Genomic DNA, 14,013 nt, shown 5'->3' with positions numbered 1-14,013 from the left:
GTCAGGCGTCCTCGTCGTCGAGGTCCAGACCGAGGTCCGCCTCGTCGAAGTCGAAGAACGATTCGGGGTCGGGGAGGTCGACGTCGAGGACGTCGAGAGTCGTCGGCTTGCCCTCCTGGTCGAACACGCGCCAGTCGCTGCGCCGATAGGGGTGACCGACGATGATGTGCACCCGGCCCTGCCCGAACGTGTCGAGGTCGGCGTCGCTCGGGCGGAGGACGCCGTTGGGGTGCGAGTGAATCGACCCCACCGCCTGCATGTCGTTCGGAATCATATCCGAGCGCACGGTGGCGCTGACGGGGTCGGACGTCGTCCCGGGGATGATGAGCACGTCCGTGATGACGGTGCCCGACTCGTCGAGGCCGACGCGGCGGGCGTCCTCCCCGCGGAGAAAGCCCATGTACTCGTTCGGGTGGGTCTCCTTCGACGCTTCCAACGCGAAGTCGAGTGCCTCCTCGGCGATTCCGAGAATCTCCTTCGACCGGAAGAGGCGCATACGCAACGTCCGGCGCGTCGGCATCTAAGAGTTCCGGTCCGGGAACCGAGGAAACCGCACGACTGCGGTACGATGGCCGAAGCGTCACGCTCAGGGATGCGGGCCGCGAACGCGGAGGCATGACCGACGCGACGGACGAGACGCCCCCCGAACCGGAAGCGATCCGCGCCCGCGCCGAATCGCGGTTCGAATCGCCCGTCTCGACGCTCACCGAACTCGACGGCGGCGAGGTGGGAACGGTCTACCGAGTCGACTTCGCCGACCGCGACCCGGTCGTGGCGAAAGTCGGCGACACGCCGCTATCGGTCGAAGCCCGGATGCTCCGCTACCTCGCCGCGGAGTCGTCGCTGCCGGTCCCCGAGGTGTACGACGCGTCCGACGACCTGCTGTTCATGGCGTACGTCGAGGGGGACGGCCGCGTCACCCGGTCGGTCGAACGCGACGCGGCGGACCACCTCGCCGCGCTTCACGGCGTGACCGCCGACCGGTCGGGGTTCCCGTTCGACACGCTCAGCGGCGCGTTCGCCCTCCCGAACCCGTGGACCGACTCGTGGGTCGAGTTCTTCCGCGAACACCGCCTGCTCGATTGCGCCGACGCCTGCGTCGCCGAGGGAAAGCTCCCGACTTCGGACAGAGAGCGGGTGGGCGCTCTCGCCTCGGACCTCGATTCGCTCCTGACCGAACCCGACGCCCCCGCCCTCGTCCACGGCGACGTGTGGCGGGAGAACGTTATCGTCCGCGACGGCGAGGTGCGGGCGTTCATCGACCCCGCGACGTACTACGGACACCCCGAGATAGAACTCGCGTACGTCGCCCTGTTCGGGTCGTTCGGCGACGACTTCTTCGACCGGTACGACGAACGTCGCGGAATCGAGGAGGGGTTCTTCGAGACGCGGGCCGCCGTCTACGGCGTCCACCCCCTCATCGAACACGTCAGACACTTCGGCGACGCCTACCTTCCGCGCCTCCGCAGGTCGCTTCGCGAACTGGGATACTGAGGCGCGCGGCGGCCGACAGGCAGGACGGATTCGGGCGCGTCGGCCCCGGACGCGCATGTAAAGTCTTAACCGGCGGCCACGATTTCTTCCCACTATGACTGTCGAAAACGCCGGGGATTCCGGCGGCGAGTCCGGTTCGAATTCGGACGCGGACTCGCGACCTGTCGTCTACGACCTCGCACCGAACTGCACGCTCGACGATACCGAAGTCGGCGCCAACTACCACGCCGTCGTCAACGGCGTCGTCGAGTACGGCATCTTCGTCGACATCTCCGACGAAGTGTCCGGCCTCGTCCACGAGTCGAACCTCGACCGCACCTACGAGGTCGGCGACCGCCTCGTCGTCGCCCTCGAAGAGGTCCGCGAGAACGGCGACGTGGCGTTCGACACGGTGAGTTTCGACGACTACCGCACAGTCACCGTCGACTACGAACCCGACATCACGTCCATCGAGGACCTCGAACCGGGTGACGAGGCGTTCGTCGAGGGCGTCGTCGCGCAGATAAAACAGACCGGCGGCCCCACCATCTTCCGCATCACCGACGACACCGGCATCGTCTCGGCCGCCGCCTTCGAGGACGCCGGCGTCCGCGCGCACCCCGAAGTGGAACTGGACGACGTGGTCCGCGTCAGCGGCACCGCCGAGAACCACGAGGACGCCCTCCAACTGGAGGTCGAGTCGATGATGAAACTCGACGACGAGGCGGCCACGGAGACCCGCGAACGCCTCGACGCCGCCCTCGAAGAACGCGCCGAACCGAACGAGGTCGAACCGCTCGTCGAGTGGCCCGAGTTCGAGAAACTCCGCGAGGACCTGCGCGACGTGGCCCGCCTCCTGCGCCGGACCGTCCTCGAGGGCCGCCCCATCCGCGTCCGCCACCACGCCGACGGCGACGGGATGTGCGCGTCCGTCCCGGTACAACTGGCCCTGGAGAACTTCATCGCGGACGTGCACGACGACGACGACGCACCGCGACATCTCATCAAGCGCCTCCCCTCGAAGGCGCCGTTCTACGAGATGGAGGACGTGACCCGCGACCTGAACTTCGCCTTGGAGGGCCGCGCGCGACACGGCCAACGTCTCCCCTTCCTCCTCATGCTCGACAACGGGTCGACGGAGGAGGACGTGCCCGCCTACGAGAACCTCGCGCACTACGACGTGCCCATCGCCGTCGTCGACCACCACCACCCCGACCCCGAGGCGGTCGAACCCCTGCTGGACGCCCACGTCAACCCCTACCTGTACGACGAGGACTACCGCATCACGACGGGCATGATGTGCGTCGAACTCGCGCGGATGATCGACCCCTCGCTCACGGACGAGTTGAAGCACGTCCCCGCCGTCGCCGGCCTCTCGGACCGCTCGAAGGCCGAGGCGATGGACGACTTCGTCGAACTCGCCGCGGCGGAGGGGTACGACCGCGAGGAACTGCTCGATATCGGTGAGGCTCTCGACTATGCGGCCCACTGGCTCCGCTACAGCGACGGGCAGTCCATCGTCAACGACGTGCTCAACGTCGGGTGCGACGACGAGGCGCGCCACGAGGAACTGATCGAGTTCCTCGCCACCCGCGCCGAACGCGACGTGGACCGCCAACTCGAAGCCGCCGAGTCGCACGTCGACCACGAGACGCTCAGTTCCGACGCGCACCTGTACACCATCGACTTAGACGAGTGGGCGCACCGCTTCACCTACCCGGCGCCGGGGAAGACGACCGGGAAGATTCACGACCGGAAGGTCCAGGAGATGCAGGAACCCGTCATCACCATCGGCTACGGGCCGGACTTCGCTGTCCTCCGCTCGGATGGCGTCCGCCTCGACATCCCGCAGATGGTCGCCGAACTCAACGAGGAAGTCGTCGGCGGCGGCGTCTCCGGCGGCGGCCACCTCGTCGTCGGGTCCATCAAGTTCGTGAAGGGGATGCGCAGCGAGGTCATCGACAGCCTCGTCGAGAAGATGGCCGACGCCGAACTCGACGCGGAACTGTCTACGCAGGCGACCGTCGACGCCGAGTAGCGCACTCGTCGTCGCGTCGACTCACCCCTCGAACCGAACCGCCTTTTTCAGTATCAGTCCGGCCAGCGCCGCGGAGGCGAGTGCGCCGGCGACGAGGAGCCACGTCGTCCGGTCGGCGTCGGCGACGCCGAGTGCGCCGGCACCCCCGCCCGCGGCGTTCCAGTCCGCGTCGAACGCCCGCCGGTAGTAGCCCGCCGGGCCGTCCCCGCTCAGTTCGAGCACCACCTCCCGGTTCTCCGTCGCGGCGTGGTCGTTCCAGTTGAGACTCCCCACGAGGGCGAACTCCCCGTCGACGACGGCGCCCTTCGCGTGCACCTTGCCGAACCGGCCCCGCGGGTCGGCGATGCGCGCCTCGATAGGGAGGCCCGACTTCCGAAGTTCCTCGACTCGGGCGACCACCGCCTCGTTCTCCGCCTCGTCGTACCACGCGTTCGAGAGGAGTATCCGCACCGAGACGCCGCGCCGCGCCGCGCGGACGAGGGCGGCGAAGAACCGGCTGTCGGGGTCGATGCGGGGGTTCACGACCGCGATTCGCTCCTCGGCGCCGTCCACCCGTCGAATCACCGCCTCGCCCGCGTTGCCGGGCGTGGTGAGGACGCGCACCTCCGTCGCGCAGACCGATTCGGGCGCGAAGCGCGCGGGGTACGTCGCCGTCGCGGGCGCGTCGTCGACGAACTCCCGTCCGTCGCGGAAGGACTCCCAGTCGACGACGCCGCGGCCCGTCGAGTCCGCCGCGAACACCGCAGCGAGTTCGTCCGCGGTTCGGTTCGAGGCGACGCGGACGCCCCACCCGCGACTGTCTCGACCGCCGGTGCCCGCCGGCTTCCAGTTCTCCGTGAGCACCAACGACCGGTCGTCGACGACGGCGTACTTCGCGTGGTGATACGAGAACTTCACCTTCGGACCGGAGACGATGGCGACCGGCACGCCGGCCGCCGCGAGTCGGTCCAGCGTCGCCGCCTGCGCGCGGGAGACGCCGCCGACGGGCGACCCTTCGACGAGAACGCGCACGCGGACGCCCCGCCGATGGGCGGCGAGGAGGGCGTCCGCGACGCGGTCCGAAGAGAGCGTGTAGCCCGCGAGCAGGAGTCGGTCGTCGGCCGAGCGGAGCGTCTCCGCCGCGAGGTCGGGCGCGTCGGGGAGNTGTGTAGCCCGCGAGCAGGAGTCGGTCGTCGGCCGAGCGGAGCGTCTCCGCCGCGAGGTCGGGCGCGTCGGGGAGGACGAACGCCGTCGCGTCCGCGGGCCCGGTCGTCGCGGGGGCGCGCAGGTCCAGTCCGACGGGCGTCCACCGGTCGGCGGAGGCGTTCCAGCGTTCGCCCTCGGGAGCGTCCCCGTACTCGACCCGGTCGACGACCGTCCCGCCGCGGCGCAGAACGAGGCGTTCGCCCGCGTTCGACAGCGAGAGGTTCGCGCGGACGACGGGGAGCGCCGTCACCGCGCGCGCGGCGTCCGGGTCCGGAGAGAGGGCGACGGCGCCCGCGCGGCGCGGAACCGGCGCCGTGTCCTCGCCGTCCGAGAGCGTGAGGTTCCCGGCGCCGGCGACGCGGACGGCGACGTACTCGCCGGCGTCGTCCGCCGCGACGGGGTTCGGGTGGGCTCCGAGGACGGCCGGACCGCCGGCGCCGTCGCTCTCCGCGGCGGCCGTGAGACCGACGGCGACGCCGGTACCGGCGGACTGCCAGAGAAGCGCGCAGACCAGGAAGACGCGAGCGAGGCGGCGAGCGTTCGACACGGGGAGGGTGGCCCCGTCATCCTACTTGAACCCCCGACCGGGTTCGGTCGGGAGCAGTCGCTCGGGGGAGAAAAGACGAGGAGTCGAGCCGGGAGTTACGCCCGCGGCGCGTCGGTGTCGCCGAGGCTGTCGTCGGCGAGTTCGGCCTCGTGCTGGACGAGGAACGAGCGCTCGTCCGAGTAGTCGGCGGCGGCTTCGAGCGCCTCCTTCGTACCGATCTGACGGAGCGCCCAGGCCGCGGCGGCCCGGACGGTGTCGCTGTCGTCGTTCGCAAGCGTGTCCTTCAGCGGCTTCACGGCGCGCGTGTCGCCGATGAGGCCGAGCGACCGGGCGGCGTACGGCCGCACGTTGTCGTTGTCCATCACGAGTTTGTCGGCGACGGCCTGCGTCGCCGCGGGTGAGCCGATTTCGCCGAGCGCCTTGAACGTCACCTTCTGGAGCGCCGGGTCGGAGTCGGTGTCGACGTATTCGGTCAGCGCCTCGACGGCGTCATCGGCGGCCGACCCCATCGTTCCGAGCGCCCGGATGGCCTTCTTGTTCCGTCGCTCTGCGAGTTGGTGCATCTCGTCGAACACCGCGGGGTCGCCCATCCGGACGAACGCGTCCATGCAGTGGGCCTGCATGAACTCCGACTGGAGGCTGTCTTTCGCCAGCATGATCATGTCCGCCCGGCCGCGCTGCTCCCACTCCTGTATCGCCGAGAGCTCCGGCGGGTAATCCTTGTAGTGACCGAGCACGTCGAAGAAGCCCTCGGCCCGGAGCTTCTCATTCGTCTGTAGGTCGTCCCACTCCTGTGCGTCTTCGAGGCCGGCCTCCAACTCGTCGGTCGCTTCGATAAGCGCGGCGATGGTCTCCTCGTCGTCGTCGGCGTCCAGTCCGGCCGACTCGACGGCCTCGACGGCTTCGTCGAGGGCGGCGGTTAGGTTCTCCTCGGACTCGCCGTCGACGGAGACGGAAGCGTCGAGAATCTCGTTCACGTCGACCGCGAACGACTCGACCACCTCGACGATCTCTTCTTGCCCGCGTTCGGTCCAGCGCGTGTCGGTGATCTTCGTCTTCGACGACTCGATGTCGTCGACCACGTCCTCGGCGTACGGGCCGCGCTGGGATTCGAGGTCCTCGCGGAGGTCGGAGAGACGGGCTTCGAGGTCCGCGCGCGGGTCGTCGGCGTCCTCGTCGTCCTCCTCTTCGTCCGGTTCCGGCAGGTCGGCGGCCTCGATATCCGACTCGATGTCGTCGAGTTCCGCCTCGACCGCGTCGAGGTCGTCTTCGGTCTCGGCCGCTTCGAGATCCTCCTCGGCGGAATCGAGGCGTTCGTTCAGGCTCTCGGCCGTTATCTCCTCGGATTCGGCGGAGGCGTCCGTCGTCTCCGCCGTCTCCTCGGACGTATCGGCGGACGCCTCCTCAGTCTGTTCGGGCGTCTCGTTTGTCTCCTCTGGCGTCTCCGCCGGCGTCTCGTCGTCCCCGTCGCTCATATACCAACAGTCCGCGCGTGCACGAAAAGAGCGTTTCCCTTCGGTCTGCGCGACGGCTTCGAGAAAACCGGGAGAGCGCACGTCGGTGTCCACCACGGGCGGGTAGTTGCAACTGTGTGAGACGCCGACCGTTCGACGTCGAGACGGTACAGGAGTTCGTGGCCGACGGGAGGAGCGAAACGACGCGCACAGTTCCTTTCACCGGGACTGAAGCGTAAAAGCGCGCGGGAGTTGGTCAGCCGTCGCACTCTTTTCGGAAGTTTGGCTTGCCAAAAAGCAATGCTATCATTTCCGATTAGCCAAAAAATCTTCTGAGAAGGGGAAGGACTAAGTCGGTGGCACGTCAAGAAACGAGTACACATGAGTACCCAAAAGAACGTTCGCCAGCCCGCGGATGTCGTCGAAGGAAGCGAAGCCCTCCGGATGGACGCCGACCGCGCGGAGCAGCTCGTCGACGCGCTGAACACGGACCTCGCCGCGACGTACGTGCTGTACCACCAGCTGAAGAAGCACCACTGGGTCGTCGAGGGCGCGGAGTTCCTCGACCTCCACGTCTTCTTAGAGGAGGCGTACGAGCACGCCGAGGTGTTCGCCGACGAACTCGCCGAGCGCGCACAGGCTCTCGGCGGCGTCCCCGTCTCGGGCGGCAAGGCGCTCGAAGAGCACGCCCCCGTCTCCCACGAGGGACAGGACGTCTACGACATCCGAACCTCGCTGCGCAACGACATGGAGATGTACGGCGACATCATCGAGACGCTCCGCGAGCACGTCGAACTCGCCGAGAACCTCGGCGACCACACCACGGCGCACCTCCTGCGCGAGAACCTGGAGCACGTCGAGGGCGACGCCCACCACATCGAGCACTACCTCGAGGACGACACGCTCGTCACCGAGGACGCCGTCCACCACGAGTAAGCGCGCGGCCGCACTGCTCCGATTCGTCGCGTCGCCGAGACCGGACGACCGCTTTTTTAGAAGAACCGCGGAAACCGCCGAGCGCCGCAGCCGTCGGGAGCGGGGAGTCGAGAACGGAGAGCACGTCGGTTACCGTTCGAGGTCAAGCGTCGCGTCGGTGTCGACCGCGATCCACGCGTCGGGGTTGCCGGACTCCGTGAAGACCGTTCGGTCGGGCGAGGACCGGTGTGCGTCGACCGTCGATTCGGGGGCGTCGGGACCGTTCAGTTCCGCGTCGTCGAGACCTTCCATACCTACCCGTGACGGGCGGGAGGATAAGACAGTTTTGGTCTCCCTAAACTTCGAGGTACCCCCCGTCGCGTTCCGGGGTCGGCAGGGGTTTTTCCGTCCCGACGCTACGAGGCGGTGATGACGGACTCGTTGTTCAGTTCCCTCGCCCTCCGAGGGACGGAACTCCCGAACCGCGTGATGGTCTCGCCGATGTGTCAGTACTCCTCCGAGGACGGGATGCCGAACGACTGGCATCTCGTCCACCTCGGCAGTCGCGCCGTCGGCGGCGCCGGCGTCGTCATGACGGAGGCGACGGCCGTCTCGCCCGAGGGCCGAATCACGCCGGGCGACCTCGGCATCTGGTCGGACGAGCACGCGGACGCCCTCTCCGACATCGCCGCGTTCGTCCGCGGGCAGGGGAGCGTCCCCGCCATCCAACTGGCTCACGCCGGGCGGAAGGCGAGCAAGACCGTCCCGTGGGAGGACTCCCTGCCCATCGGCGCGGACGACGGCGGGTGGGAGACCGTCGCACCGGGGTCCGAGCCGTACCCCTACGAGAGCGAGGAGACGGCGGCGACGCGAGAGATGACGGCCGACGACGTCGAGACGGTCATCGACGACTTCCGCGCGGCCGCCGAGCGAGCGCTGGACGCCGGGTTCGAGATAGCCGAGGTGCACGCCGCCCACGGCTACCTCCTCCACGAGTTCCTCTCGCCGGTGACGAACCGCCGCGACGACGACTACGGCGGGTCCTTCGAGAACCGGACGCGCCTCGTCCGCGAGGTGACCGCCGCGGTGCGCGAGGTGTGGCCCGACGACAAGCCCGTGTTCGTCCGCATCTCGGCGACCGACTGGCTCCCGGACCGCGAGTCGTGGGACGTCGAGCAGTCCGCCCGCCTCGGACCCCTCCTCGCTGACGCCGGCGCGGACCTCATCGACGTGAGCGCGGGCGGCATCCACCCCGACCAGCAGGTGCCCGAACCCGGTCCGGGTTACCAGGTGACCTACGCCGAACGCGTCAAGGAGAACACCGACATCGCCGTCGGCGCCGTCGGGGGGATAACCGAGGCCGAACAGGCCGACCAGATAGTCCGAAACGACCGGGCCGACCTCGCCATCCTCGCCCGCGAGCACCTCCGAAACCCGTACTTCTCCTTGGAGGCCGCTCACGAACTCGACGAGGACGTCGAGTGGCCGGTGCAGTACCAGCGCGGGACGTTCGAGTAGCACGGGCATCGTCCCGCGACGGCGACAGCTTTTCTCTCCGGGCCACGAAGGACGGGTATGAGCGACCCACGCGACCCCGACGACGACCTGGCGGCCCTCCTCGCCGATCTCGACCGGACGCTCGGCGACCTCAGGGACGAACTCGAAGAGCGGGAATCGGGCGGACGGAACCGGAACGGCCGGGGCGACGACCGCGACGGCGACCGAAGCGAGGGCGCGGACGACCGGCCCGCGCGGCCGCGACGGGACCGGGGCGACCGACGCGGCGGTCCGACCGCGCGCCAAGCCGAGCGCTACGGCTACCGGCGGCGCGAACGCGGGGACCGCTCGAACGCCGACGGGCGGGACCGGCCCCTCCCGCGCCCGCCGTCGCTCGGCGAGATGCTCCGCTTCACCGAGGAGTACACCATCCCGACGGTCATCTCGATGCTCGAAGCGACCGTCCGGTCGCTGGAACTCCTCCGGAGCGCCCTCCGTCTCGTCGACCCGCAGCGCTCGACGTTCGACGACGGCGACCGGCGGCGGTCGACGACCGAACGACTCGCCGCGACGACGATGGGACGCGAGGCGCTCTCGGGCGTCGACCGGGCCATCGACGACCTGCGGGACGCGCTGTCGGGTCTCCCCGAGGAGGGCGAGTCCCGTGGCATCGTCACCGACGCCCGTGACCTGATGGGGGAGATAGAGGCCCGCATCGACGAGGCCGAACGCGAACGGGAGCGCTCGAAGTACGGCTACCGGGAACGCGAGGAGAGTGGACGCGAGCACGGAAACCGACGGGACCGCGACCGCGACGGCGAAAACGGACGGGGGAGACGCGAGGAATCGAGAACTATCGACGTGACCGACGAGGACGAGGAGGAGTCGCCGCGGGTGGACGTCGACGCCGAGTTGGCGTCGATACGGAAGGAGGTCCGCGGCGACGACGGCGCGGAAGCGAGCGACGACGGGCCGGAACCGGACGGGACGCGGGACGAGGACCCCGGCGACGGGGCCTAACAGCAGTCCGCGCCGGAGCGGAACCCGCTCGCGCCGCAGCACCCTGTACCCGCAGAGCAACAGCAGACGACGCGGACCGTCAGTGATTCGCGTTCGGTCTCGTTCTCGGTCGGTGCTTCGGTCGCACAGCAGTCTGTCTGGGACATGCATCTGCCCTTCGAGACGAGCGCCCGTAAACTGGTCAGTGTCCGGATATAACGGTGGTTTCGCGGGCGAAACCGTCCCCGTCGGTTTACCTCCGAGAAGGGCGTAGACGGACGCATGAAGGGCGACGAATCGGAGACGTGGAGCGGACTGCACGACGCGCTCTCGGGGAAGTGGTCGTTCGACGTTCTCCGGCGTCTCGACGAGGGCGACGCCGGATTCAACGAACTGAAGCGGTCGCTCGACGGCGCGACGGCGAAGACGCTGTCGGCGCGCCTCCGCGAACTCCGCTGTCTCGGTGTCGTCCATCGCGAGGTGACCGCCGCGTCACCGCCGTCGACGACGTACTCGCTGACGCCGCGCGGCCGGCGGTTCGTCGCGTCGCTCCGCGAGATGGCGTCGATGGTCGAATCGGTGCCCTGCGAACCCTGCGAGGACTCGGACTGCTCGGTACCGAGCGTGGACGAGGCGGCGACGCTGGCCGCCTTGGAGGAGGAGTGTTAGCCGGAACCGGTCGGGCGGCAACGAGAGGGCAGAAACCAGGCGTACGCGGCCGACGACGACGAAACGAACGGGCGACCGCTCGACGGGGGGCAGTCTCGCGGCGGCGCGTTCAGAGGACGCTCCGGGCCAGTCCGAGGAAGATGAAGAAGCCGAGAACGTCGGTCGCGGTGGTGATGAAGATGGTCGCCGACGTCGCCGGGTCCTTGCCGATTCGGTCGAGGACCAGCGGGATCGCCGTCCCGAAGAACCCGGCGATGACGAGGTTCAACACCATCGAGACGCCGAGGACGAGACCCAACAGCGGGCTCTGATTGAACACCGTCGCGATGACCGCGACGAGGACGCCCGTGATGAACCCGTTCGCGGCCCCCGCGACCACCTCGTTGCCGACGGCGCGACTCCCCGACGACAGCGAGATCTGTCCGAGGGCGATGCCGCGGACCGTCACCGCCATCGACTGCGTCCCGGCGTTGCCTCCCATCCCTGCGACGACGGGCATGTACACCGCGAGCAGGGTGAACGCGGCGATCGTCTCCTCGAAGACGCCGACGGCCGCGGCGGCCAGAAACGCCGTCCCGAGGTTGATGATGAGCCATTTGTACCGGTATCTGACCTTCTTCAGCGGACCGTCGAGGATGCTCTCTTCCTCTTGGACGCCGGTGAACTCGTACAGCGTCTCGCTCGCCTCCTCCTCGACGACGCGCAGGAGGTCGCCGGCGTAGATGACGCCGAGGATGGTCCCGTCGTCGTCCAACACGGCGACGGAGCGCTCCGGGGCGCGCCGGAATACCTCGACCACCTCCGTGTCGGGCGTGTCGTACGTCACCACGGGCGTCTTCTCGACGTGGTCGCGGAGACGCTCGGACCCGTCGTCGGCCATCGCCAGCGCCCGTCCCGGGAGTTCGCCCACGAACTCCTCGTCGTCGACGACGAAGATGATGGGTACGACGTCGTTGCGCGCCTCGAACCGTTCGACGCGGCGCGCGGCGTCGGCGAGACTCCGTTCGACGTCGACGGTGACGTAGTCGATGTGCATCAACCCCGCGGCGGTCTCCGGGTCGAACTCCAGGAGGTACGACAGCGCGTCGCTTCGGTCCTGGTCGAGTCGGCGGAGCACCTCCGTCCGCGTCTCCTCGTCGGCGAGTCCGAGGACGTCCGCCCCCTCGTCCGGGTCGAGTCGACGCACGAATCGTCGCACCTGCCCGACGTCCATGTCGGCGAGGAGCGACTGTTGGACCGTCTGCGGGAGCGAGAAGAACACCTCCACCTGCCGGCGCCGCGAGAGCTGTGCGAACTCCGCGGCCGGCGTCGACGACGCGGCGATAGCCTGTTGGACGTCCGCCGTGTCCTCTGTCATGAGTCGAACTCTCACGGTCCTCGAAAAACGGTTACGCTCTCGGAACCGCTCCGGCGACGCACCGGCCTCGCCGACCCGAACTCAGACCGGTTCGAATCTCCGCTCCGAACCGAGAGACTTCGCCGACCCGAACTCAGACCGGTTCGAAGCGGAACCCGTCCCACTCCTGGCTCTCGGGTTCGCGGATGCCGGCCTCGGGGTCGCGGAGTTCCTCGCAGTAGACGGGCCGCACCTCGTCGCCTATCTCCACCTCGCCGGTCGTCAGTTGGCCGATGGCGCGGACGGGTTCGCCGTCCACGTCGAACTCCACGATGGCGAGGGAGTTCGGTTCGCGGACGCCCGGCGGCGGCGCCGTCGATGTGGTCCACGTGACGACTTCGGCGGTGTACTCGCTCAGGTCGACCGTTCCGACCGCCTCCTCGCCGCCGGGACCGATGAGGTGGCCGGGGTAGGTGATGCTCCCGTCGGGGTATCGGTACGCCTCCATCGCGTGCTCGTCGTTGTCTCGGCTCTCGTCGCTCATCGTCGCGCCTCCATGATAGTCGTCGTTACGCAGTTGCCAAACCCGCCGACGTTGCAGGCCAGACCCGTCTCGGCCTCGACCTGTCTATCGCCCGCCTGTCCGGTCAACTGCGAGTATATCTCGTACGCCTGCGCTACGCCCGACGCGCCGAGGGGGTGGCCCTTCGACTTCAGACCGCCCGAGGTGTTTATCGGCAGGTCCCCGTCGCGGTCCGTGACCCCCTCCTCCACCGCCTTCCAGCCCTCCCCCTTCTCGAAGAAGCCGAGGTCTTCGGACTGGAGGAACTCGAGGATGGTGAACATGTCGTGGAGTTCCGCTACGTCCACGTCGTCGGGGCCGATGTCGGCCATCTCGTAGGCCTGTTCGGAGGAGTTGACGACGCCGCCCATCGTCGTCGGGTCGGCGCGTTCGTGGACGACGTGGGTATCCGTCGCGCCGCCGATGCCCGAGATGACGACGTACTCGTCGGCGTACTCGCGGGCGACCGACTCGGGGCAAAAGAGGAGGGCCGCCGACCCGTCGGTGATGGGACAGAAGTCGTACAGGCGGAGAGGGTCCGCGACGATGGGAGAGTCGAGGACCGTCTCCAAGTCCACCTCCTTGCGGAACTGCGCGTGCGGGTTGTCGACGCCGTTTCTGTGGTTCTTCACCGCCACCTTGCCGAGCGACTCCCGCGGGGCGTCGTAGGTGTCGAGGTAGAGTCGCGCCGTGAGACCGGCGAAACTCGGGAGCGTGACGCCGTGTTTGTACTCGACGGGGTGCGTCAGCGACGCGATGACGTCCGTCGCCTCGGCCGTCGAGCGGTGGGTCATCTTCTCGCCGCCGACGAGGAGCGTCATCTCCGACGCCTCCGAGGCGACCGACTGCCACGCGGCGTAGATGCCCGCGCCGCCCGACGAGGACGTCTGGTCGATCCGAGCGGTGTAGGCGGGAACCGCCGAGAGGTCCTGCGCCAAGGCGTTCGGGACGCCCGTCTGTCCCTCCAACTCGCCGCTGGCCATGTTCGAGACGTACAGGTGGTCGACGGCGTCGGGTTCGACGCCGGCGTCGTCGAGACAGGCCTGTCCGGCCTCCGCGAGCAACTCGCGTATCCACGCGTCGCGCTGCCCGAACCGGGTCATCGACGCGCCGATGACTGCTACGCTGTCCATGCCTACCGACTCGGGGCCGGCCGCTTACTCGTTTCCCTTCCCCGCGGCCGGGGTCCACGACGAGACGGAGGCGCGGAACGAGCGACCGTCCGGTTCATTGGCTGAGCGACCGGGTGACCGGAGCGGAGTGCGCTCCCGCCGTCTCGAATGTTTTACCCCGCGGGCGCGCGGACGCCCGATATGGCTGTCTCTTATACACATCTCT

The 14,013-nt window shown here is 68.7% G+C and carries 13 protein-coding genes; 6 read left to right on the top strand and 7 right to left on the bottom strand.

The window, feature by feature from the left end:
- Position 1 precedes the first annotated feature (1 nt).
- A complete protein-coding gene (locus C474_RS18825; protein ID WP_008389662.1) occupies positions 2-496 on the bottom strand; it encodes a Mov34/MPN/PAD-1 family protein in 495 nt (164 codons plus the stop codon).
- Positions 497-615: 119 nt separating this feature from the next.
- Between C474_RS18825 and C474_RS18820 the strand changes: the two genes are divergently transcribed.
- Positions 616-1,494, top strand: coding sequence for a fructosamine kinase family protein (locus C474_RS18820; RefSeq protein ID WP_008389661.1), 879 nt, complete (start codon positions 616-618; stop codon positions 1,492-1,494).
- A 94-nt stretch (positions 1,495-1,588) separates the two neighbouring features.
- Complete coding sequence (locus C474_RS18815) at positions 1,589-3,511, top strand: DHH family phosphoesterase (protein WP_008389658.1); 1,923 nt, start codon at positions 1,589-1,591, stop codon at positions 3,509-3,511.
- Positions 3,512-3,532: 21 nt separating this feature from the next.
- Here C474_RS18815 and C474_RS23225 read toward each other — a convergent pair whose 3' ends face one another.
- Entirely contained in the window at positions 3,533-4,597 is a 1,065-nt protein-coding gene (locus C474_RS23225; protein ID WP_239640463.1) for a phospholipase D-like domain-containing protein, read from the bottom strand.
- A gap of 741 nt (positions 4,598-5,338) precedes the next feature.
- Positions 5,339-6,718 carry a HEAT repeat domain-containing protein gene (locus C474_RS18805; protein WP_008389655.1) on the bottom strand — a complete coding sequence of 460 codons (1,380 nt, stop codon included), beginning with the start codon at positions 6,716-6,718 and terminating at the stop codon, positions 5,339-5,341.
- Between the two features lie 360 nt (positions 6,719-7,078).
- Here C474_RS18805 and dpsA point away from each other — a divergent pair, with 360 nt between their 5' ends.
- Positions 7,079-7,633, top strand: a complete 555-nt coding sequence (dpsA, locus tag C474_RS18800; protein WP_008389653.1) for a DNA starvation/stationary phase protection protein DpsA — start codon at positions 7,079-7,081, stop codon at positions 7,631-7,633.
- A 129-nt stretch (positions 7,634-7,762) separates the two neighbouring features.
- On the opposite strand, the gene C474_RS22740 is transcribed toward dpsA, so the two are convergent.
- Entirely contained in the window at positions 7,763-7,924 is a 162-nt protein-coding gene (locus C474_RS22740; protein ID WP_008389651.1) for a hypothetical protein, read from the bottom strand.
- Between the two features lie 117 nt (positions 7,925-8,041).
- On the opposite strand from C474_RS22740, the gene C474_RS18795 reads away from it, so the two are divergent.
- The 3 genes from C474_RS18795 (at position 8,042) to C474_RS18785 (ending at position 10,777) form a co-directional block, all read left to right on the top strand.
- Entirely contained in the window at positions 8,042-9,130 is a 1,089-nt protein-coding gene (locus C474_RS18795) for an NADH:flavin oxidoreductase/NADH oxidase (protein WP_008389650.1), read from the top strand.
- A gap of 57 nt (positions 9,131-9,187) precedes the next feature.
- On the top strand, positions 9,188-10,129 hold the full coding sequence (locus C474_RS18790) for a DUF7547 family protein (protein WP_008389649.1): 942 nt from the start codon (positions 9,188-9,190) through the stop codon (positions 10,127-10,129).
- A 261-nt stretch (positions 10,130-10,390) separates the two neighbouring features.
- Positions 10,391-10,777 carry a winged helix-turn-helix transcriptional regulator gene (locus tag C474_RS18785; protein ID WP_008389648.1) on the top strand — a complete coding sequence of 129 codons (387 nt, stop codon included), beginning with the start codon at positions 10,391-10,393 and terminating at the stop codon, positions 10,775-10,777.
- 109 nt (positions 10,778-10,886) lie between these two features.
- Here the strand turns inward: C474_RS18785 and C474_RS18780 are convergent, their stop codons facing one another.
- The 3 genes from C474_RS18780 to C474_RS18770 all read right to left on the bottom strand — a co-directional run bounded on the left by C474_RS18780 (position 10,887) and on the right by C474_RS18770 (position 13,808).
- Positions 10,887-12,134, bottom strand: a complete 1,248-nt coding sequence (locus C474_RS18780) for a magnesium transporter (RefSeq protein WP_008389647.1) — start codon at positions 12,132-12,134, stop codon at positions 10,887-10,889.
- A gap of 133 nt (positions 12,135-12,267) precedes the next feature.
- Positions 12,268-12,657 carry an OB-fold domain-containing protein gene (locus C474_RS18775; RefSeq protein ID WP_008389646.1) on the bottom strand — a complete coding sequence of 130 codons (390 nt, stop codon included), beginning with the start codon at positions 12,655-12,657 and terminating at the stop codon, positions 12,268-12,270.
- Entirely contained in the window at positions 12,654-13,808 is a 1,155-nt protein-coding gene (locus C474_RS18770; RefSeq protein WP_008389645.1) for a thiolase family protein, read from the bottom strand. The genes C474_RS18775 and C474_RS18770 overlap by 4 nt, the downstream gene beginning before the upstream one ends.
- Positions 13,809-14,013: the final 205 nt, after the last annotated feature.

The organism is Halogeometricum pallidum JCM 14848 (assembly GCF_000337095.1).
GTDB classification, from domain to species: domain Archaea; phylum Halobacteriota; class Halobacteria; order Halobacteriales; family Haloferacaceae; genus Halogeometricum; species Halogeometricum pallidum.
The sequence above is the reverse complement of the archived record's forward strand: the minus strand, read 5'-3'. Positions and strand labels throughout refer to the sequence as shown.

Bases quoted from the DNA above. Each gene is read 5' to 3' on its own strand.
- C474_RS18825 (WP_008389662.1), bottom strand. From the start codon at position 496: ATGCGCCTCTTCCGGTCGAAGGAGATTCTCGGAATCGCCGAGGAGGCA.
- C474_RS18820 (WP_008389661.1), top strand. From the start codon at position 616: ATGACCGACGCGACGGACGAGACGCCCCCCGAACCGGAAGCGATCCGC.
- C474_RS18815 (WP_008389658.1), top strand. From the start codon at position 1,589: ATGACTGTCGAAAACGCCGGGGATTCCGGCGGCGAGTCCGGTTCGAAT.
- C474_RS18805 (WP_008389655.1), bottom strand. From the start codon at position 6,718: ATGAGCGACGGGGACGACGAGACGCCGGCGGAGACGCCAGAGGAGACA.
- dpsA (WP_008389653.1), top strand. From the start codon at position 7,079: ATGAGTACCCAAAAGAACGTTCGCCAGCCCGCGGATGTCGTCGAAGGA.
- C474_RS22740 (WP_008389651.1), bottom strand. From the start codon at position 7,924: ATGGAAGGTCTCGACGACGCGGAACTGAACGGTCCCGACGCCCCCGAA.
- C474_RS18795 (WP_008389650.1), top strand. From the start codon at position 8,042: ATGACGGACTCGTTGTTCAGTTCCCTCGCCCTCCGAGGGACGGAACTC.
- C474_RS18790 (WP_008389649.1), top strand. From the start codon at position 9,188: ATGAGCGACCCACGCGACCCCGACGACGACCTGGCGGCCCTCCTCGCC.
- C474_RS18785 (WP_008389648.1), top strand. From the start codon at position 10,391: ATGAAGGGCGACGAATCGGAGACGTGGAGCGGACTGCACGACGCGCTC.
- C474_RS18780 (WP_008389647.1), bottom strand. From the start codon at position 12,134: ATGACAGAGGACACGGCGGACGTCCAACAGGCTATCGCCGCGTCGTCG.
- C474_RS18775 (WP_008389646.1), bottom strand. From the start codon at position 12,657: ATGAGCGACGAGAGCCGAGACAACGACGAGCACGCGATGGAGGCGTAC.
- C474_RS18770 (WP_008389645.1), bottom strand. From the start codon at position 13,808: ATGGACAGCGTAGCAGTCATCGGCGCGTCGATGACCCGGTTCGGGCAG.